At 71.8% G+C, this 15,566-nt stretch carries 18 protein-coding genes and 1 pseudogene; 9 read left to right on the top strand and 10 right to left on the bottom strand.

Going from position 1 to position 15,566, the window contains the following annotated elements:
• The first annotated feature begins 27 nt into the window (after nucleotides 1-27).
• The 6 genes from argC to IG99_RS06220 are packed head-to-tail and all read left to right on the top strand — an operon-like array spanning nucleotide 28 to nucleotide 5,115.
• Nucleotides 28-1,056: an N-acetyl-gamma-glutamyl-phosphate reductase gene (gene argC / locus IG99_RS06195; RefSeq protein WP_037670631.1), complete on the top strand. Its 1,029-nt coding sequence runs from the start codon at nucleotides 28-30 to the stop codon at nucleotides 1,054-1,056.
• A complete protein-coding gene (gene argJ / locus IG99_RS06200) occupies nucleotides 1,053-2,204 on the top strand; it encodes a bifunctional glutamate N-acetyltransferase/amino-acid acetyltransferase ArgJ (RefSeq protein WP_037670633.1) in 1,152 nt (383 codons plus the stop codon). The genes argC and argJ overlap by 4 nt, the downstream gene beginning before the upstream one ends.
• Nucleotides 2,201-3,115 (top strand): acetylglutamate kinase, encoded by a 915-nt coding sequence (gene argB / locus IG99_RS06205; protein WP_037670634.1) that lies wholly within the window; start codon nucleotides 2,201-2,203, stop codon nucleotides 3,113-3,115. Before argJ ends, argB begins: the two co-directional genes overlap by 4 nt.
• Nucleotides 3,112-4,320, top strand: a complete 1,209-nt coding sequence (locus IG99_RS06210; protein WP_199815457.1) for an acetylornithine transaminase — start codon at nucleotides 3,112-3,114, stop codon at nucleotides 4,318-4,320. The genes argB and IG99_RS06210 overlap by 4 nt, the downstream gene beginning before the upstream one ends.
• Nucleotides 4,321-4,327: 7 nt before the next feature.
• Nucleotides 4,328-4,873 (top strand): arginine repressor, encoded by a 546-nt coding sequence (locus IG99_RS06215; RefSeq protein ID WP_037670635.1) that lies wholly within the window; start codon nucleotides 4,328-4,330, stop codon nucleotides 4,871-4,873.
• A 50-nt stretch (nucleotides 4,874-4,923) separates the two neighbouring features.
• A complete protein-coding gene (locus IG99_RS06220) occupies nucleotides 4,924-5,115 on the top strand; it encodes a hypothetical protein (RefSeq protein ID WP_037670636.1) in 192 nt (63 codons plus the stop codon).
• Nucleotides 5,116-5,180: 65 nt separating this feature from the next.
• On the opposite strand, the gene IG99_RS06225 is transcribed toward IG99_RS06220, so the two are convergent.
• The 3 genes and pseudogenes from IG99_RS06225 to IG99_RS51915 all read right to left on the bottom strand — a co-directional run.
• The gene (locus IG99_RS06225) at nucleotides 5,181-5,921 is read right to left on the bottom strand and encodes an FAD:protein FMN transferase (RefSeq protein WP_037670637.1); all 741 of its coding nucleotides are present in this window, start codon (nucleotides 5,919-5,921) and stop codon (nucleotides 5,181-5,183) included.
• A 55-nt stretch (nucleotides 5,922-5,976) separates the two neighbouring features.
• Nucleotides 5,977-6,105, bottom strand: coding sequence for an FMN-binding protein (locus tag IG99_RS51910; RefSeq protein WP_394297981.1), 129 nt, complete (start codon nucleotides 6,103-6,105; stop codon nucleotides 5,977-5,979).
• A gap of 155 nt (nucleotides 6,106-6,260) precedes the next feature.
• A pseudogene (locus IG99_RS51915) lies at nucleotides 6,261-6,332 on the bottom strand (FMN-binding protein); the annotation flags it as partial.
• A gap of 26 nt (nucleotides 6,333-6,358) precedes the next feature.
• Between IG99_RS51915 and IG99_RS51920 the strand changes: the two are divergent.
• On the top strand, nucleotides 6,359-6,754 hold the full coding sequence (locus tag IG99_RS51920) for a hypothetical protein (protein WP_394297982.1): 396 nt from the start codon (nucleotides 6,359-6,361) through the stop codon (nucleotides 6,752-6,754).
• A gap of 11 nt (nucleotides 6,755-6,765) precedes the next feature.
• Here the strand turns inward: IG99_RS51920 and IG99_RS06235 are convergent, their stop codons facing one another.
• From IG99_RS06235 to IG99_RS06245, 3 genes are read right to left on the bottom strand one after another with little or no spacing between them, the layout of a single operon-like run.
• Entirely contained in the window at nucleotides 6,766-8,148 is a 1,383-nt protein-coding gene (locus tag IG99_RS06235; protein ID WP_037670638.1) for a ferredoxin reductase family protein, read from the bottom strand.
• A gap of 59 nt (nucleotides 8,149-8,207) precedes the next feature.
• Complete coding sequence (locus IG99_RS06240; RefSeq protein ID WP_037670641.1) at nucleotides 8,208-8,651, bottom strand: FMN-binding protein; 444 nt, start codon at nucleotides 8,649-8,651, stop codon at nucleotides 8,208-8,210.
• 45 nt (nucleotides 8,652-8,696) lie between these two features.
• Nucleotides 8,697-10,046: a ferredoxin reductase family protein gene (locus IG99_RS06245; protein ID WP_037670643.1), complete on the bottom strand. Its 1,350-nt coding sequence runs from the start codon at nucleotides 10,044-10,046 to the stop codon at nucleotides 8,697-8,699.
• 150 nt (nucleotides 10,047-10,196) lie between these two features.
• Between IG99_RS06245 and IG99_RS06250 the strand changes: the two genes are divergently transcribed.
• Both IG99_RS06250 and IG99_RS06255 read left to right on the top strand, forming a co-directional pair.
• Nucleotides 10,197-10,940, top strand: coding sequence for a response regulator transcription factor (locus IG99_RS06250; protein WP_037670645.1), 744 nt, complete (start codon nucleotides 10,197-10,199; stop codon nucleotides 10,938-10,940).
• Nucleotides 10,937-12,388 carry a sensor histidine kinase gene (locus IG99_RS06255; protein ID WP_037670647.1) on the top strand — a complete coding sequence of 484 codons (1,452 nt, stop codon included), beginning with the start codon at nucleotides 10,937-10,939 and terminating at the stop codon, nucleotides 12,386-12,388. Before IG99_RS06250 ends, IG99_RS06255 begins: the two co-directional genes overlap by 4 nt.
• Here IG99_RS06255 and IG99_RS06260 read toward each other — a convergent pair.
• The 4 genes from IG99_RS06260 to IG99_RS06275 all read right to left on the bottom strand — a co-directional run bounded on the left by IG99_RS06260 (nucleotide 12,375) and on the right by IG99_RS06275 (nucleotide 15,517).
• Nucleotides 12,375-13,073: a L,D-transpeptidase family protein gene (locus IG99_RS06260; protein ID WP_037670650.1), complete on the bottom strand. Its 699-nt coding sequence runs from the start codon at nucleotides 13,071-13,073 to the stop codon at nucleotides 12,375-12,377. The genes IG99_RS06255 and IG99_RS06260 overlap by 14 nt on opposite strands.
• A gap of 78 nt (nucleotides 13,074-13,151) precedes the next feature.
• Nucleotides 13,152-13,820, bottom strand: coding sequence for a peroxidase family protein (locus IG99_RS06265; protein ID WP_051864959.1), 669 nt, complete (start codon nucleotides 13,818-13,820; stop codon nucleotides 13,152-13,154).
• 81 nt (nucleotides 13,821-13,901) lie between these two features.
• The gene (locus IG99_RS06270; RefSeq protein ID WP_037670653.1) at nucleotides 13,902-14,492 is read right to left on the bottom strand and encodes a pyridoxamine 5'-phosphate oxidase family protein; all 591 of its coding nucleotides are present in this window, start codon (nucleotides 14,490-14,492) and stop codon (nucleotides 13,902-13,904) included.
• A gap of 110 nt (nucleotides 14,493-14,602) precedes the next feature.
• Nucleotides 14,603-15,517 carry a hypothetical protein gene (locus IG99_RS06275; protein WP_037670656.1) on the bottom strand — a complete coding sequence of 305 codons (915 nt, stop codon included), beginning with the start codon at nucleotides 15,515-15,517 and terminating at the stop codon, nucleotides 14,603-14,605.
• Nucleotides 15,518-15,566 lie beyond the last annotated feature (49 nt).

The following is a 15,566-nucleotide window of genomic DNA, read 5'->3' on the forward strand; positions in this document are numbered from 1 at the left end:
TAGTCATGCCATCCAAGAGGAGGGTTCATGGCTGTACGTGTGGCGGTCGCCGGAGCGAGTGGGTACGCGGGCGGAGAGCTCCTGCGGCTGCTCCTTGCACACCCCGAGATCGAGATCGGCGCCCTGACCGGCAACTCCAACGCCGGCCAGCGGCTCGGCGCGCTCCAGCCGCACCTGCTGCCGTTGGCCGACCGGGTACTGCAGGAGACCACGGCAGAAGTCCTCGAGGGGCACGACGTCGTCTTCCTGGCGCTGCCCCACGGACAGTCCGCCGCCGTCGCCGAGCAGCTCGGCCCGGACGTCCTCGTCGTCGACATGGGCGCCGACTTCCGACTGAAGGACGCCGCCGACTGGGAGAAGTTCTACGGCTCCGCGCACGCCGGGACCTGGCCCTACGGGCTCCCCGAACTGCCGGGCGCCCGCGCCGCGCTGGAGGGGTCCAAGCGCATCGCGGTGCCCGGTTGCTACCCGACGGCCGCCACGCTCGCGCTGTTCCCGGCGTACGCGGCGGGGCTGGCCGCGAACGAGGCCGTGATCGTCGCCGCCTCCGGCACCTCCGGCGCGGGCAAGGCGCCCAAGCCGCACCTGCTGGGCAGTGAGGTCATGGGCTCCATGTCGCCCTACGGCGTCGGCGGCGGCCACCGGCACACGCCCGAGATGATCCAGAACTTCAGCGCGGCGGCGGGGGAGCGGGTCTCCGTCTCCTTCACGCCGACCCTCGCGCCCATGCCCCGCGGCATCCTCGCCACATGCAGCGCGAAGGCCGTCGACGGCGTCACCGGCGACTCGCTGCGCGCCGCCTACGAGAAGGCGTACGCCGACGAACCGTTCGTCCACCTCCTCCCCGAGGGGCAGTGGCCCGCGACGGCGTCCGTCTACGGTTCCAACGCCGTTCAGGTGCAGGTCGCGTACGACGAGGCGGCGGGCCGCATCATCGCGATCAGCGCCATCGACAACCTGACCAAGGGCACCGCGGGCGGTGCCGTCCAGAGCATGAACATCGCCCTGGGTCTCGACGAGACCACCGGACTGACGACGATCGGAGTCGCACCGTGAGCGTGACGGCAGCGAAGGGATTCACGGCGGCGGGCATCGCCGCCGGGATCAAGGAGAACGGCAACCCGGACCTGGCCCTCGTGGTCAACGAGGGACCCCGCCGTGCCGCCGCCGGTGTCTTCACGTCCAACCGTGTGAAGGCCGCGCCCGTGCTGTGGTCCGAGCAGGTACTGAAGGGCGGTCAGGTGTCGGCCGTCGTCCTCAACTCAGGTGGCGCCAACGCCTGTACGGGTCCGAAGGGCTTCCAGGACACGCACGCGACCGCCGAGAAGGTCGCCGAGGTCCTCGGTCGCGGCGCCGTCGAGGTCGCCGTCTGCTCCACCGGCCTCATCGGCGTCCTGCTCCCGATGGACAAGCTGCTCCCGGGAGTCGAGACGGCCGCCGCCCAGCTCTCCGAGCACGGCGGTGAGAAGGCCGCCATCGCCATCAAGACCACCGACACCGTCCACAAGACGTCCGTCGTCACCAAGGGCGGCTGGACCGTCGGCGGCATGGCGAAGGGGGCCGGCATGCTCGCGCCGGGCCTCGCCACCATGCTGGTCGTTCTCACCACGGACGCCGCCCTCGACAACGACGTACTGGACAAGGCGCTCCGGGCGGCGACGCGCACGACCTTCGACCGCGTGGACTCCGACGGCTGCATGTCCACCAACGACACCGTGCTGCTGCTCGCCTCCGGCGCCTCCGAAGTCACCCCGGAACACGCGGAGTTCGCGGAGGCCGTACGGCAGGTCTGCGACGACCTCGGCCAGCAGCTCATCCGGGACGCCGAGGGCGCCAGCAAGGACATCAAGGTCGAGGTCGTGAACGCCGCGACCGAGGACGACGCCGTCGAGGTGGGCCGCTCCATCGCCCGCAACAACCTCCTCAAGTGCGCCATCCACGGCGAGGACCCCAACTGGGGCCGCGTGCTCTCCGCGATCGGCACGACATCCGCCGCCTTCGAGCCGGACCGGCTCAACGTCGCCATCAACGGCGTCTGGGTGTGCAAGAACGGAGGCGTCGGCGAGGACCGTGAGAAGGTCGACATGCGCTACCGCGAGGTGCACGTCGTCGCCGATCTCGCCGCCGGCTCCGAGACGGCCACCATCTGGACCAACGACCTCACCGCCGACTACGTCCACGAGAACAGCGCCTACTCGTCATGAGCAACGTGACCCGCAAACACACCGCGCTGCCCAAGGCCCAGATCCTCATCGAGGCGCTGCCCTGGCTGGTCCGCCACAACGGCAAGACCGTCGTCATCAAGTTCGGCGGCAACGCCATGATCGACGAGGACCTGAAGGCCGCCTTCGCGCAGGACGTCGTCTTCCTGCACCACGCCGGCCTCAAGCCCGTCGTCGTGCACGGCGGCGGCCCGCAGATCAGCCGGGCGCTCGATCAACACGGCATCGTCAGCGAGTTCAAGGCGGGCCTGCGCGTCACCACCGAGGACGCCATGGACGTCGTCCGCATGGTGCTCGCCGGGCAGGTGCAGCGCGAGCTGGTCGGCCTGCTCAACCAGCACGGCCCGCTCGCCGTAGGCATCACCGGCGAGGACGCGCACACCATCACCGCCACCAAGCACCAGCCCGAGATCGACGGTGAGTTGGTCGACATCGGGCGGGTGGGCGAGATCACCGCGATCGACACGGGCGCGATCGAGGCCCTGCTCGCCGACGGCCGCATCCCGGTCGTCTCGTCGATCGCCCGCTCCCAGGACGACGGACATGTCTACAACGTCAATGCTGATACGGCTGCTGCGGCACTCGCTGCGGCGCTGGGCGCCGAAACCCTCATGGTCCTCACCGACGTCGAGGGTCTCTACGAGGACTGGCCGCACAGCGACGAGGTGATCAGCCGCCTCACCGCCTCCCAACTGGAGAAGCTGCTGCCGGAGTTGAGCTCCGGAATGGTTCCCAAGATGGAGGGCTGCCTGCACGCCGTGCGCAACGGCGTGACGACCGCCCGGGTCATCGACGGGCGGGTCCAGCACTCGATCCTGCTGGAGATCTTCACCGACGAAGGCATCGGCACGATGGTCGTGCCCGACCGGACCGATCAGGGGGACGCCGAATGACCGACAGCGTGACCAACGCGGAGCTCACCCAGCGGTGGAAGGGCGCGCTCATGAACAACTACGGCACCCCGCGGCTCCCGCTCGTCCGCGGTGAGGGCAGCAGGCTGTGGGACGCCGACGGCAAGGAGTACACCGACTTCGTCGGCGGTATCGCCGTCAACGCCCTCGGCCACGCGCACCCGGCCGTCGTCGAGGCCGTCAGCAAGCAGATCGCCTCCCTCGGCCATGTCTCCAACCTGTTCGTCGCCGAGCCGCCCGTCGCCCTCGCCGAACGTCTCCTGCGGCTCTTCGGCCGCGAGGGCAAGGTCTTCTTCTGCAACTCGGGCGCCGAGGCCAACGAGGGCGCGTTCAAGATCGGCCGGCTGACCGGGCGGACCCACATGGTCGCCACCCAGGGCGGCTTCCACGGCCGCACCATGGGTGCCCTCGCGCTGACCGGCCAGCCCGGCAAGCAGGAACCGTTCCTGCCGCTGCCCGGTGACGTCACCCACGTCCCGTACGGCGACGCGCAGGCGCTGGCGGCCGCGGTCACCGACGAGACGGCTCTGGTGATCATCGAGCCGCTGCAGGGCGAGAACGGGGCCGTGGTGCCCCCGGCGGGCTATCTGAAGGCGGCCCGCGCGATCACCGCCTCGACCGGCGCCCTGCTGGTCCTGGACGAGGTCCAGACCGGCGTCGGCCGCACCGGCCACTGGTTCGAGTACCAGGCGCACGAGGGTGTCCTGCCCGATGTCGTCACCCTCGCCAAGGGCCTCGGCGGCGGGCTGCCGCTGGGTGCGACGGTGGCCTTCGGGCGGGCGGCCGACCTGTTCCAGCCGGGGCACCACGGCACGACCTTCGGCGGCAACCCGGTGGCCTGCGCCGCCGGGCTGGCCGTCCTCGACACCATCGAGAACGAGGGGTTGCTGGAGAACGTCAAACGGCAGGGCGAGAAGCTGCGGGACGGAATCGAGGGCCTCGGCCACCCGTTGATCGATTATGTCCGGGGCGCGGGCCTCCTCCTGGGTATCGTGCTCACCGAGCCGCTCGCGCCCCAGGCGCAGCAGGCGGCTCAGGAGGCCGGCTTCCTCGTGAACGCGCCCGCTCCCGACGTCGTACGGCTGATGCCGGCGCTGAATCTCGGCGACGACGCGGTGGACGCCTTCCTCGGGGCGTTGCCCGGCATCCTCGCGGCAGTGAACGGGGACGGACGATCCGGAGAATGAGACGACGATGAGCCAGGCGCAGGACCATGAGCAGAACGGGGGCAACGGGCCCGCCCTCCCGCAGACCCGCACCGCCCGCCACCGCCGGATCGTGGACATCCTCAACCGGCAGCCGGTGCGCTCACAGAGCCAGCTGGCGAAGCTGCTCTCCGACGACGGGCTGAGCGTCACCCAGGCGACGCTCTCGCGGGACCTGGACGAGCTCAACGCGGTGAAGATCCGCAACACCGACGGCGACCTGATCTACGCGGTGCCGAGCGAGGGCGGTTTCCGTACGCCCCGCGCGCCGCTGGGGGGTTCGGCGAAGGAGGAGCGGATGCGGCGCCTGTCCCAGGAACTGCTGATCTCCGCGGAGGCCTCGGCGAACCTGGTGGTCCTGCGCACCCCGCCGGGCGCGGCCCAGTTCCTCGCCTCGGCGATCGACCAGGCCGAACTGCACGACATCCTCGGCACGATCGCCGGCGACGACACACTGTTGCTGATCAGCCGGGACCCGTCGGGGGGACAGGCGCTGGCCGACCATCTGCTGCGGCTGGCCCAGAACGGGCACTGACGTCTTTGGTCTCACGGCTTCAGCCATGCTTCCGGGGGCACCTGAACGCCATGACGACCGGGGGCAAGACGTACTTCCACCTCACTGACGGCGCCGGCGGAGACACACCTGTCGGCGGCGTTCGCCGCGTGAGCGGCATGCTCGCCTACAAGGGTATGGACGGCATACCCCTGTGGCTCAGCTTCGGAATCGTCGTCATCGCCTTCGTCGCCTTCGCGGTGGGGAGCCGCCGCAAGAAGTGATGGGCGAAGAGCGTCGGTGAGGGAGCCCAGGATGCCCGGGATCCCACACCGACGCCACCGAGGACTCAACCCAACCGCCTGGCCAGCCCCCCGGTGCACCGCACCTCGTCGCCCGCCGTGATCAGCAGGGCCTCGACGTCGGGCAGCGCCTCCAGCCACCTCAGGGCCTCCCGCGAGCCCATGGCGAACGCCGCCGTCGCCCAGCAGTCCGCCCACGTCAACCGGGGCGCGACCACCGTCACGGCGACCAGGTCCGTCACCGCCGACCGCCCCGTACGCGGGTCCACGATGTGCGTACCGCGCTCCGCGGTCCCGGACGTCGCCACGGCCAGCTCGTCGGCCCCGGCCGCGGAGACGACCGCGGCCAGACCTCCGGGCCGCAGCGGGTCCGACACGCCCACCCGCCAAGGCCGCGCCGGTCCGGGCACTCCCAACAGCTGAACGTCCCCGCCCCCGTTGACGCTCACCCCGCTCACGCCCGGCACCGCGGCCATCCGCCGTGCCGCCCGCTCGGCGGCCCAGCCCTTGACGACCCCGGTCGGGTCGAGGCGCCCCTCGTACGACGTGCTGAACCAGCCCTCGCTCACCCGCTCCGCCTCGGCGCCCAGCTCCAGTACCTCGGCGACCTCGGGATCGCACTCCTCGACCGTCAGCTCACTGCGCGCCAGCCGGGAGACCTGACTGTCGTCCCGGTAGGTGCTGAACACCTCGTTGACCCGGTGCAGCTCGGCGACCGCCTCCTCCAGCGTCGCCGTCACCACCCCGTGGTTCCCGCCGCGGACGTCGAAGGAGAAGACCGTCCCCATGACCTCCTCCGCATGACGTACCGCGGCGGGAGCTTCCGCTGACCCGGACACCGGGTCAGCCACCGGCCTGGTCCAGCGCGGACTGCAGCGACTGCTTGTAACCGGCGCTCGTGTAGGTCGCGCCGGACACCGCGTCGATGTCGGCGTTGCCGGCCGCCACGGCGGCCTGGTTGAGCTTGGGCACGGAGTCCGCTGGACGGTCCCGTACTGCGTCTGGACGGCACCACCGGTGGCACCCGTGCCCGTACCCGCGCCCGCGGAACCGGATCCGGCACCGGCCCCGCCCGCCTTCGCCTGGTCCAGCGCGGACTGCAGGGACTCCTTGTAACCGGCGCTCGTGTAGGTCGCGCCGGACACCGCGTCGATGTCGGCGTTGCCGGCCGCCACGGCGGCCTGGTTGAGCTTGGGCACGGAGTCCGCCCCCGGACACCGCGTCGATGTCCGCGCTCTGTGCCGTGACCGCCGCCTGGTTGAGCTTCGGCACCGCGTCCGCGGTGATCTGGTCGCTGCGGCCGCCCTTGGGCGCCTGCACCGCCTCCGCCTGCGTGACCTTCCCGTTGCTCACGGTCAACCGCACCTGCACGGCACCGTACTGCGTCTGGACCGCGCTCCCGGTGACCGTTCCGGACCCGGCGGCCGCGGCGCCGCCCTGGGCCGACGCCCCCGCCTGCTGCGGCGGGGCCGCGGCCGCGCCCGCCGGGTCCGTCGCCGGCTTCAGCGACAGCAGCAGCACGACTCCGGACACGGTGGCGGCGGTGGCGAGCACGACGCGTCGGATGGGGTGGCTTTTCTTCATCGTTCCTGATTCCCGTGAGTTGAGGTCATTCCCGTGAGGTCCCGTCGCTCACATCTCGAACGACTCGTGATGGATACGGCGGGCGGGGACCCCCGCGCCGCGCAGTGCCTCGTAGACCGACTGGGCGAAGCCGTTCGGCCCGCACATGAAGACGTCGTGGCTGTCGATGTCCGGGATCTTGCGGCGCAGGCTCTCCGCCGAGATGTCCGGCCGTTCCCCGTCCGGGCTGTTGACCGCGTACATGAGCCGCGCTCCCCGCTCGTCCGCGATCTTGGCGAGTTCGTCCCACAGCGCCAGGTCCTGGGTGCTGTTGGCCCGGTAGAGCAGGGTGATGTCACCGGCCGCGCCGGGCAGCGTCTCGAACAGCGCACGCATCGGGGTGATGCCGACACCGCCCGCCACCAGCAGCACCTTGCCGCGGCTGCGCCGGGACGCGGTCATCGCCCCGTAGGGTCCCTCGGCCCAGACCCGGGTGCCGGGCGTGAGCTCGCGCAGGGCGGCGCTGTGGTCGCCGTTCGCCTTCACCGTGATCCGGAGCGTGCTGGGGCGCGGCGCCGCCGACAGCGAGTACGGGTGGGAGCTGAAGCGCATCCCCGGTGCGAGGAACCGCCAGCGGAAGAAGTGCCCGGCCTCCGCGCCCATCCGGTGCAGTTTGCGCCCGCTGATCAGCACCGACACGATGCCGGGAGCTTCCTCGATCACGGCCTCGACGCGCATCCGGTGACGCAGGTTCAGCCGCACCGGTGTGATGACGCGGTACCAGATCACCAGCGCCGTGACCGTGCCGTACAGCACGTACCAGACGGTCTTCGCGGTGGGCTCGACGGCGAAGTCGTTGCCGGTGGTGATCTGGTGCCAGAACGTCAGGAACACCGCGGCGTACGTCATCAGGTGGATGTGGTACCAGGTGTCGTACGGCAGCCTCTTGCGCACCCCGCCGACCGACACCAGGCCGATCAGCACCAGCAGACCGGTGCCGATGGCGGCCTTGCCCATGTCCGGCAGCTGGTCGATGGAGTCGATGGTCTGCTGGACGATGTCGCCGAGCGTCTTGCCGGCCTGCAGCGCGTAGCCCCACATGGTGAGGAAGATGTGCGCCAGGACCAGGCAGATCGTGTAGCGGCCGCTCATCGCGTGCCAGCGGGCGACCCGGTCGGAGCCGACCCGCCGCTCCAGCGCGGGCACCCGCGCCATCTGCAGCACGACGAGCGCCATCAGGTACCCGGCGAGCAGACCGGTGATCCGTCCCGCGTTCAGGACCTTCCCGGCCTGGTCGGCGATGGCTGGTGTGTTGCTCCACCACAGCCACAGCACGCCCGCGGCGCCGGCCCACACGGCGAGCAGCAGCGGGACGGCGGGGGAGCGGCGCGGGCGGATGCGGCGCATCGTCTGGCGTCGGGCGGCACGTCCGCCTGCGAGCGTGGTGGTCACGGTTCCTCCGTGGGTACGGGACCCTTGGCCCACAGATACGTGCCGGACCTCCCCAGTGTTCAGAGTCCCGCCGAGTCCAGCGCGGACTGGAGTGACTGGCGATAACCGTCACTTGTGTACGTCGCCCCGGAGACCGTGTCGATGTCGGCGCTCTGCGCGGCGAGCGCCTCGCGCCGCAGCTCGGGGACGGCGTAGGCGTTGATCTCCTGGTCGCGCGGATTCTCCGTGGGATACGTGACCGGGGTGACCTCGGTCAGCTTCCCGTCCCGCACGGTGATCCGCACCTGCACCGGCCCCCACCGCGTCTGCACCGAGTCACCGGTCACCGACCGCGTGCCCGACGCGGCCGACGCGCTCGAACTGCCCGCGGGTGCGGGGGAGCTCACGGCGAGCGCCGGGCTCGTGTGCGGTTTCAGCGTCAGCAGCAGCACCATCCCGGAGACGGTGGCGGCACTCGCCAGTACGACGCGGCGCAGCGGACGGTCCTTCTTCAACGCGTGCACGTCTCAGTCCTCACAGTTCTCACCGTTCTCACAGTCCTCAGGTCCTTACAATTCGAACGACTCGTGGTGGATACGGCGGTCCGGCACACCGGCGGCGCGCAGCGCCTCGTACACGTCCCGGGCGAAGCCGGGCGGACCGCAGACGTACACGTCGTGCCCGGTGAGGTCGGGGACGGCCGCGCGCAGGGCACCGGCGCCGAGGTCCGGGCGCTGCCCCTCCGGCCCGTTGAGCGCGTACAGCACCCGAGCCCCGCGCCAGCGCGCCACCGCCTCCAGTTCACCGCCGAGGGCGAGGTCCTCCACCCGGCGCGCCCGGTACAGCAGGGTGACCTCGCCGGGCAGCGTCTCGAACAGCGCCCGCAGCGGGGTGATACCGACCCCACCGGCGATCAGCAGTGACCTGGGCGCGGTGCGCCGGTCGGCGGTCAGCGCCCCGTACGGGCCCTCCGCCCACACCCGCGTCCCGGGCCGCAGCAGGGCCACTGCCGCGCTGTGCCCGCCGAGCGCCTTGACGGTGATGCGCATCCGGTCCCCGCGGGGCGGCGCCGACAGCGAGTACGGCGTCGAGGTCTTCGCCAGCCCCGGCGCGAGGAACCGCCAGCGGAAGAACTGCCCCGACCGGGCGCCCAGTTCCTCCACCCGCCGCCCCCGGACCACGACGGAGTACACGCCCGGCGCCTCCCGCACCACGGACTCCACCAGGAGCCTGTGACGCAGGTTGAGCCGCACCGGGACCAGGACCCGGAACCACAGCACCAGCGCGGCCACGCCCAGGTACAGCGCGTACCAGGCGGCCGTGGCCACCGGGGCGCCGGCGAACTCGTTGCCGAGGGCCAGTTGGTGGCCCAAGGCGAGGAAGACGGCCGCGTAGGTGAGCAGATGGACGTAGTACCAGAACTCGTGGCTCGTCCGGCGCCGCACCGCCCGGGCCGAGGTGACACCCACCGCGAGGAGGATCACCGTGCCGGCGGTGGCCTTCAGCATCTCCGGATAGTCCAGGACGACGGTGACCGTCTCGTGCCAGAGGGAGGCACGGTCCTGGGCGGCGTACCCGGCGAGGATCAGCACGACGTGCGCGAGCAGCAGACAGACGGTGTACCGGCCCGCCCGCGCGTGCCAGCGCGCCACCCGGTCCGAGCCGATCCGCCGCTCCAGCAGCGGCACCCGCGCCATCAGACCGACGAGCACCGCGCACGCGTACCCGCACAGCAGGCCGGCGATCCGTCCGGCGCCGGTCAGCCAGCCGGCCGTACCGACGACCGAGCCGGTGCCGGACCACCACAGGGCGAGCACGGCCGCGGCGCCCGCCCAGAGCACGGCGAGCAGCAGGCCGGCCGCCGGCCGCACGGGCGGCGTCGTGGGCGGTGCCGTCCGCCGCTCGTACACGGTGCTCATGGGGTGCGTCCTTTCGCCGCTCGGAACGCCACTGTGCGCGGCGAACCTAGGAGTCCGCTCTGAGCGGCGGCCCGCAGAGCGGACTCAGAGGAAACTCAGAGCATCCGGGGGCGCCCGCCGGGCCCGGGAGGGGCGAAGCTGGTAGCAGCCATGAACCACACCACCCGCTCCGGCCGCCCCGCCCTCACCCGCCCCGACGGCACCCCGCTCCGCGTCCTCGTCGTCGACGACGACCCGGACCTCGCCGAGGTGCTCTCCGGCGCCCTGCGCTACGAGGGCTGGCAGGTGCGCACGGCGGGCGACGGGGCCTCGGCGGTGACGGCCGCCCGGGCGCTGATGCCCGACGCGGTCGTCCTCGACGTGATGCTCCCGGACACCGACGGCTTCGCGGTCCTGCGCACCCTGCACACCGTGAAACCCGACGTCTGCGTCCTCTTCCTCACCGCGCGGGACGCGGTGGAGGACCGCATCGCCGGCATCACCGCGGGCGGCGACGACTACGTCACCAAGCCCTTCAGCCTGGAGGAGGTCGTCGCCCGGCTGCGCGGACTGCTGCGCCGCGCCGGCATGGCCCGCCGTCCCGACGAGGGCCCGCTGCTGACCGTGGGCGCCCTGGTGATGGACGAGGAGGCCCGCGAGGTCACCCGCGCGGGCGGGCTGATCGAGCTCTCCCCGACCGAGTTCGAACTCCTCCGCTTCCTCATGCGCAACCCCCGCCGCGTCCTCAGCAAGGCCCAGATACTCGACCGCGTCTGGTCCTACGACTTCGGCGGCCGCGCCCATGTCGTCGAGCTGTACATCTCCTACCTGCGCAAGAAGGTGGACGCGGGCCGCGAACCGATGATCCACACGGTGCGCGGGGCGGGGTACGTACTGAAGCCGGGGTCGCGGTGAGGGCACGGCTGCCGCGCACCCTGCGCGCCCGGCTCACCGTCGGTCTCGTCGTGCTGCTGGCGATCAGCTGCGCTGCCGTCGGTGTGGCCGCCGTAGTCGAGCTGAACGGCTTCCTGACCGACCGCCTGGACCAGCAGCTGACCGACGTCGGCAACCGGTTCCCGGCCAGCCTGGAACACGGCGGCAGGCTGCCCGACGATCACGACGGCGACGAGCGCGGCGACACCCGCCGACAGGCCACCGGCACCTTCGGTGCCCGTCTCCTCGACGGCAAGGTCACCAACGCCGCCGTCGTCCGCTCCGGCGACACCACGACGAACCTGAACGTCACGCTGAGCGCCCGGGACGACAGGCGGCTCGCCGCGCTGCCGGTCGACGGGCGGGGCCACAGTGTCGAACTGTCGGCGCTGGGCGATTACCGGCTCGCCGCGACCCGGGGCTTCGACGGCGACGTCCTGGTCACCGGCCTGCCGCTGGAGCCCGTGCAGGCGACGGTGCACCGGCTGGAACTGGTGGCCGGGATCGTCTTCGGAATCGCCCTCGCGGTCACCGGAGTCGCGGGCGCCCTCTGGGTGCGCTGGTCGCTGCGCCCGCTGAGCCGGGTCGCCGCGACCGCCACCCGCGTCAGCGAGCTCCCGCTGGCCAGCGGCGAGGTCGCACTGCCCGCACGCGCCCCGGACCCGGACCCCCGCAGCGAGGTCGGCCGCGTGGCCGCCGCCTTCAACCGCATGCTGGGCCACGTGGAGGACGCCCTCACCAAACGGCACGCCAGCGAGGAACGGCTGCGCAGCTTCGCCGCCGACGCCAGCCACGAACTGCGCACGCCGGTCGCCTCGGTCCGCGGCCACGCCGAACTCGCCCTGCTGCACCCGGGCCCCGTACCGCCCGAGGTCACCCGGGCCCTGGAACGCATCGCCGCCGAGTCCTCCCGCATGGGCGAGATGGTCGACGACCTCCTCCTGCTGGCCCGCCTCGACGCGGGACGCCCCTTGGACCGCAGCCCCGTCGACCTCACCCGTCTGGTCCTCGACGCCGTCACGGACGCCCGAGCCGCCGGCCCCGCCCACCGCTGGACCCTGGAGCTCCCCGAGGCCCCCGTCACCGTGACCGGCGACGCGCACCGCCTCCACCAGGTGCTGGCCAACCTGCTGGCCAACGCCCGCCTGCACACCCCCGCCGGCACACAGGTCACAATCTCCCTGGAGAGCACCTCCGGCGCCGCCCTCCTGAAGGTCCACGACAACGGCCCCGGCGTCCCCGACGACATCCGCCCCCGCGTCTTCGAACGCTTCACCCGGGCCGACCGCCGCCGCCCCGAGGGCCCGGGCGGCGGAGCGGGCCTGGGCCTGTCGATCGTGGCCGCGGTGGCGGAGGCGCACGGCGGGAGCGTGGACCTGGAGAGCCGCCCGGGATCGACGACCTTCACGGTGCGGATCAGTACCGGGTGAGCGCCGTGCCGCCGCCCGCCGTCCCGATCGCGAGGTGCGGGCGCGCGGCCGGATCGGCCCACGCCAGGATCCGCCGCATGGCGTCGACCGGCACGGACACACAACCCGCCGTCGCCCCGTGCCCGTTGACGTGCAGGAAGATCCCGGCACCCCGTCCGCGCACCGGCTTGCGGTAGTTGAAGCCGATGACGAGCGCGTGCGCGTACTGCGTGCCGTACGAGATCAGGTGCTCGGACTCGGCGGCACGGCAGTCGGCCGGGCGGGGCTCGGTCCAGCGGTTGTAGGAGCGGGAGGCGTTGTCCTGGCACCACCAGGACTCGGGACGCACGCGACGGTACGGGGAGGCGGTACCGCGGGGTGCCGGGGCGATACCGAAGGCGAACGGAAGGTCGTACAGGCCGGTCGGTGTCGTGTTCGTCCCCTGCCTGCGCGCGGCGCCCTCGACGAGCCCCTTCGCCCCGAAGCGCGCCTGCGCGGAACCGGCCTTCACCCACCGCCCGTCCCGCAGGTCCCACCAGGTGACGGTGCCCGAGGTGGAAGCGGTGCCCTGTGCCAGCGCGGTGATCAACTGGGTGCCGCCGCCGGTGTCGGCCATGCGCGCGGGCAGCGGCACCGGCGCCACCGGGGCGGCCCCGAGCAGGGACACGGACACGAGGGCCGGCAGGACACCACGGCAGGGGCGCATGTGCCAGACGCTAGGCGGCGAAGCCGGTGAGGGCAGCGCGGGGAGGTCCGTCCGGACGAACCCCGCGCTGCCCGCGCCTCACACGCCCACCGGGTTGAGCAGTCGCGCTTGGATCTGGGCGACGGCGAGGTTCTCGTCGTCGCGCGGGTCAGGGATCAGCGCCCGGCGCCGCTCGGATATCAGCGAGCCGACCCCCACCCGGGGCAGGTCGAAGCCGGCGAGGGCGCGGTTGGTGCGGTCGTCGCCCGGGACCGGGGCGGTCGTTCCGGTCTTCAGCCGGATGCCGTCGTCCTGGTGGAACCGGCGGTCGAAGGGGTGGTTCGGGCCGAGGCCGTAGGGACTGCCGAGGTCCAGCGCGGGTGAGCGGCCCTGCAGGAGCTGCCCGACGGTGATGTCGTCCTCCAGATGGGCGGCCGTCGCGTCCAGGGTCAGGTCGTGGTCCACGAACTGCCCCAGGTAGGTGAAGCCGGCCGGTACGGTCCGGTCCTTCGTGTTCGGCTGGGTCTGGGCGCGGTCCGTCATCGCCTCGGCGAGCGCCTGACGGGTGGCCCGGTCCAGCTGCTGGGACTCCTCGGCCTTGGGGCCCAGCCGGGAGAACCGGAACCTGCGCAGGGCGGCGACGTCGGAGAGCGGCGCGGGCTCCGCCGGGCCGTCGTCCGCAGTGTCGGCGAGGGCACCCTCGCCGACGACGAAGTACGAGCTACGGACGTGGCGTTTGCTCTGTGGTTCGTGAGTGGGTCGGAACATGAATCCCCCCCCATGTGTCCCCGATGATTCGGCCCACGCCAGGGGACAATCATGACGGAAGGGGGTATTCCAGCAAATCGGTCATTCGGCAGGAGTGGGAGGAAGCGGCAACGGCAGTCCGGGCAGCCCGTCCAGGCTGCTGGCCACGTGGTCCTTCTTGCTGAAGTACGCGCTCAGCGACGCGTCGTCCTCCCGTGCGAAGCGCTTGCCGTGCAGATCCCGGTCCTCGTCGTACGTCATGAAGGGCACCGCGTACCCGCAGGTGTCCCGTACGAGTTCGGCCCGCACCACGATGATCGCGCGCAGGCCGTGCTGGGTGGTGTCGATGTCCGGGAAGTGGGCGAGGAACTCCGGGAAGCGCGGGTCGTCCCGGAAGACCGGCGCCCCGCGGCCGTGCACCCGCACGATGTTCGGCGGCCCCTGGAACGCGCACCACATCAGGGTGATGCGCCCGTTCTCGCGCAGGTGCGCGATCGTCTCGGCGTTGGATCCGGCGAAGTCCAGGTACGCCACGGTGTGTTCGTCGACCACCGCGAAGGATCCCTTGAGGCCCTTGGGGGAGAGGTTGACCGTGCCGTCGCCGGAGAGGGGCGCGGTCGCGGTGAAGAAGAGGGGCTGCTCCTCGATGAACGTACGGAGCCTTCCGTCTATGCGCTGATAGGTCTTTCCCATGTCTGACGATTATTGACGGTGGACGCTCACATGTCCGACGAAGCTGCCCGAACGCCTGCGTGGCCGCCCCGGTCGGTGTTCCTCCCGGTGCGGCCACGGCATCCGTCACGTCACTTGTTGAGCGTGCACGCGGCGAGGGCGTTCAGGCCCTGCGGCTTGGTCCCCTGGCGGCCGATCGAGATGGCGATGCGGTCGATCGTGGAGTTCCGCTTGTCCGCCAGCGGGCCGAGGATGGCGTTCTGGACGAAGTTGGGGCCACCCTGACCCACGGTGTCGACCAGGCGCTTGTTGGCCTCGGCGAGCTGCGTGTTGAGCAGCGCGAGGTTGCGGTCGACCTCGGCCTTGGCGGAGGCGGGGACAGCGGGCAGCTGCGAGGCCACGTCCGGGCAGGAGATGGTGCCCGCGGCACCGGCGTTGCCCGCGTTTCCGGCGTTGCCGTTGTTCCCGGCGTTGCCGTTGTTCCCATTGCCCGCGTTGCCGTTGTTCCCGGCGTTGCCCATGTTGCCGTTGTTCCCGGCATTGCCCGCGTTGCCGTTGTTCCCGGCGTTGCCCGCGTTGCCGCCCGCCTGCTGGCCCGCGGCGCCGTTGAGGGCGCACGGCGCGAGGGCGTCGAGCCCCTGCGGCTTCGCGGCCGTACGGCCGATCGCGGTGGCGATGCGGTTGACGGTGGAGACGCGCTTGTCCTCGAGGGGGCCGAGGATGGCGTTCTGCACGAAGTTCGGCCCACCCTGACCCACGGTGTCGACCAGCCGCTTGTTGGCCTCGGCGATCTGCGTCTGGAGCAGTGCGAGGTTTCTGTCCACCTCGGCCTTGGCGGAGGCGGGGACGGCGGGCAGCTTCGAGGCCACGTCCGGGCAGGAGATGGTGCCCGGGCTGGCGAGCGTCTTGGCGTTGGTGGTGCCGCCCTTGGGCGTCTCTCCGGCGAGGGCGGAGTTGACGACCACCGCACCGGACAGAGCCAGAGCGACGGCGCCGCCGATGATCGCCACACGACGCTTGTTGTACTTGGGAAGAGCCCTGGACATGCGGATGCCTCACTTGGGTCAGGAGTGGGTTTACAAACGCGGCGCCAGC

Source organism: Streptomyces griseus subsp. griseus, assembly GCF_000720255.1.
Classification (GTDB): Bacteria; Actinomycetota; Actinomycetes; order Streptomycetales; family Streptomycetaceae; genus Streptomyces; species Streptomyces griseus_I.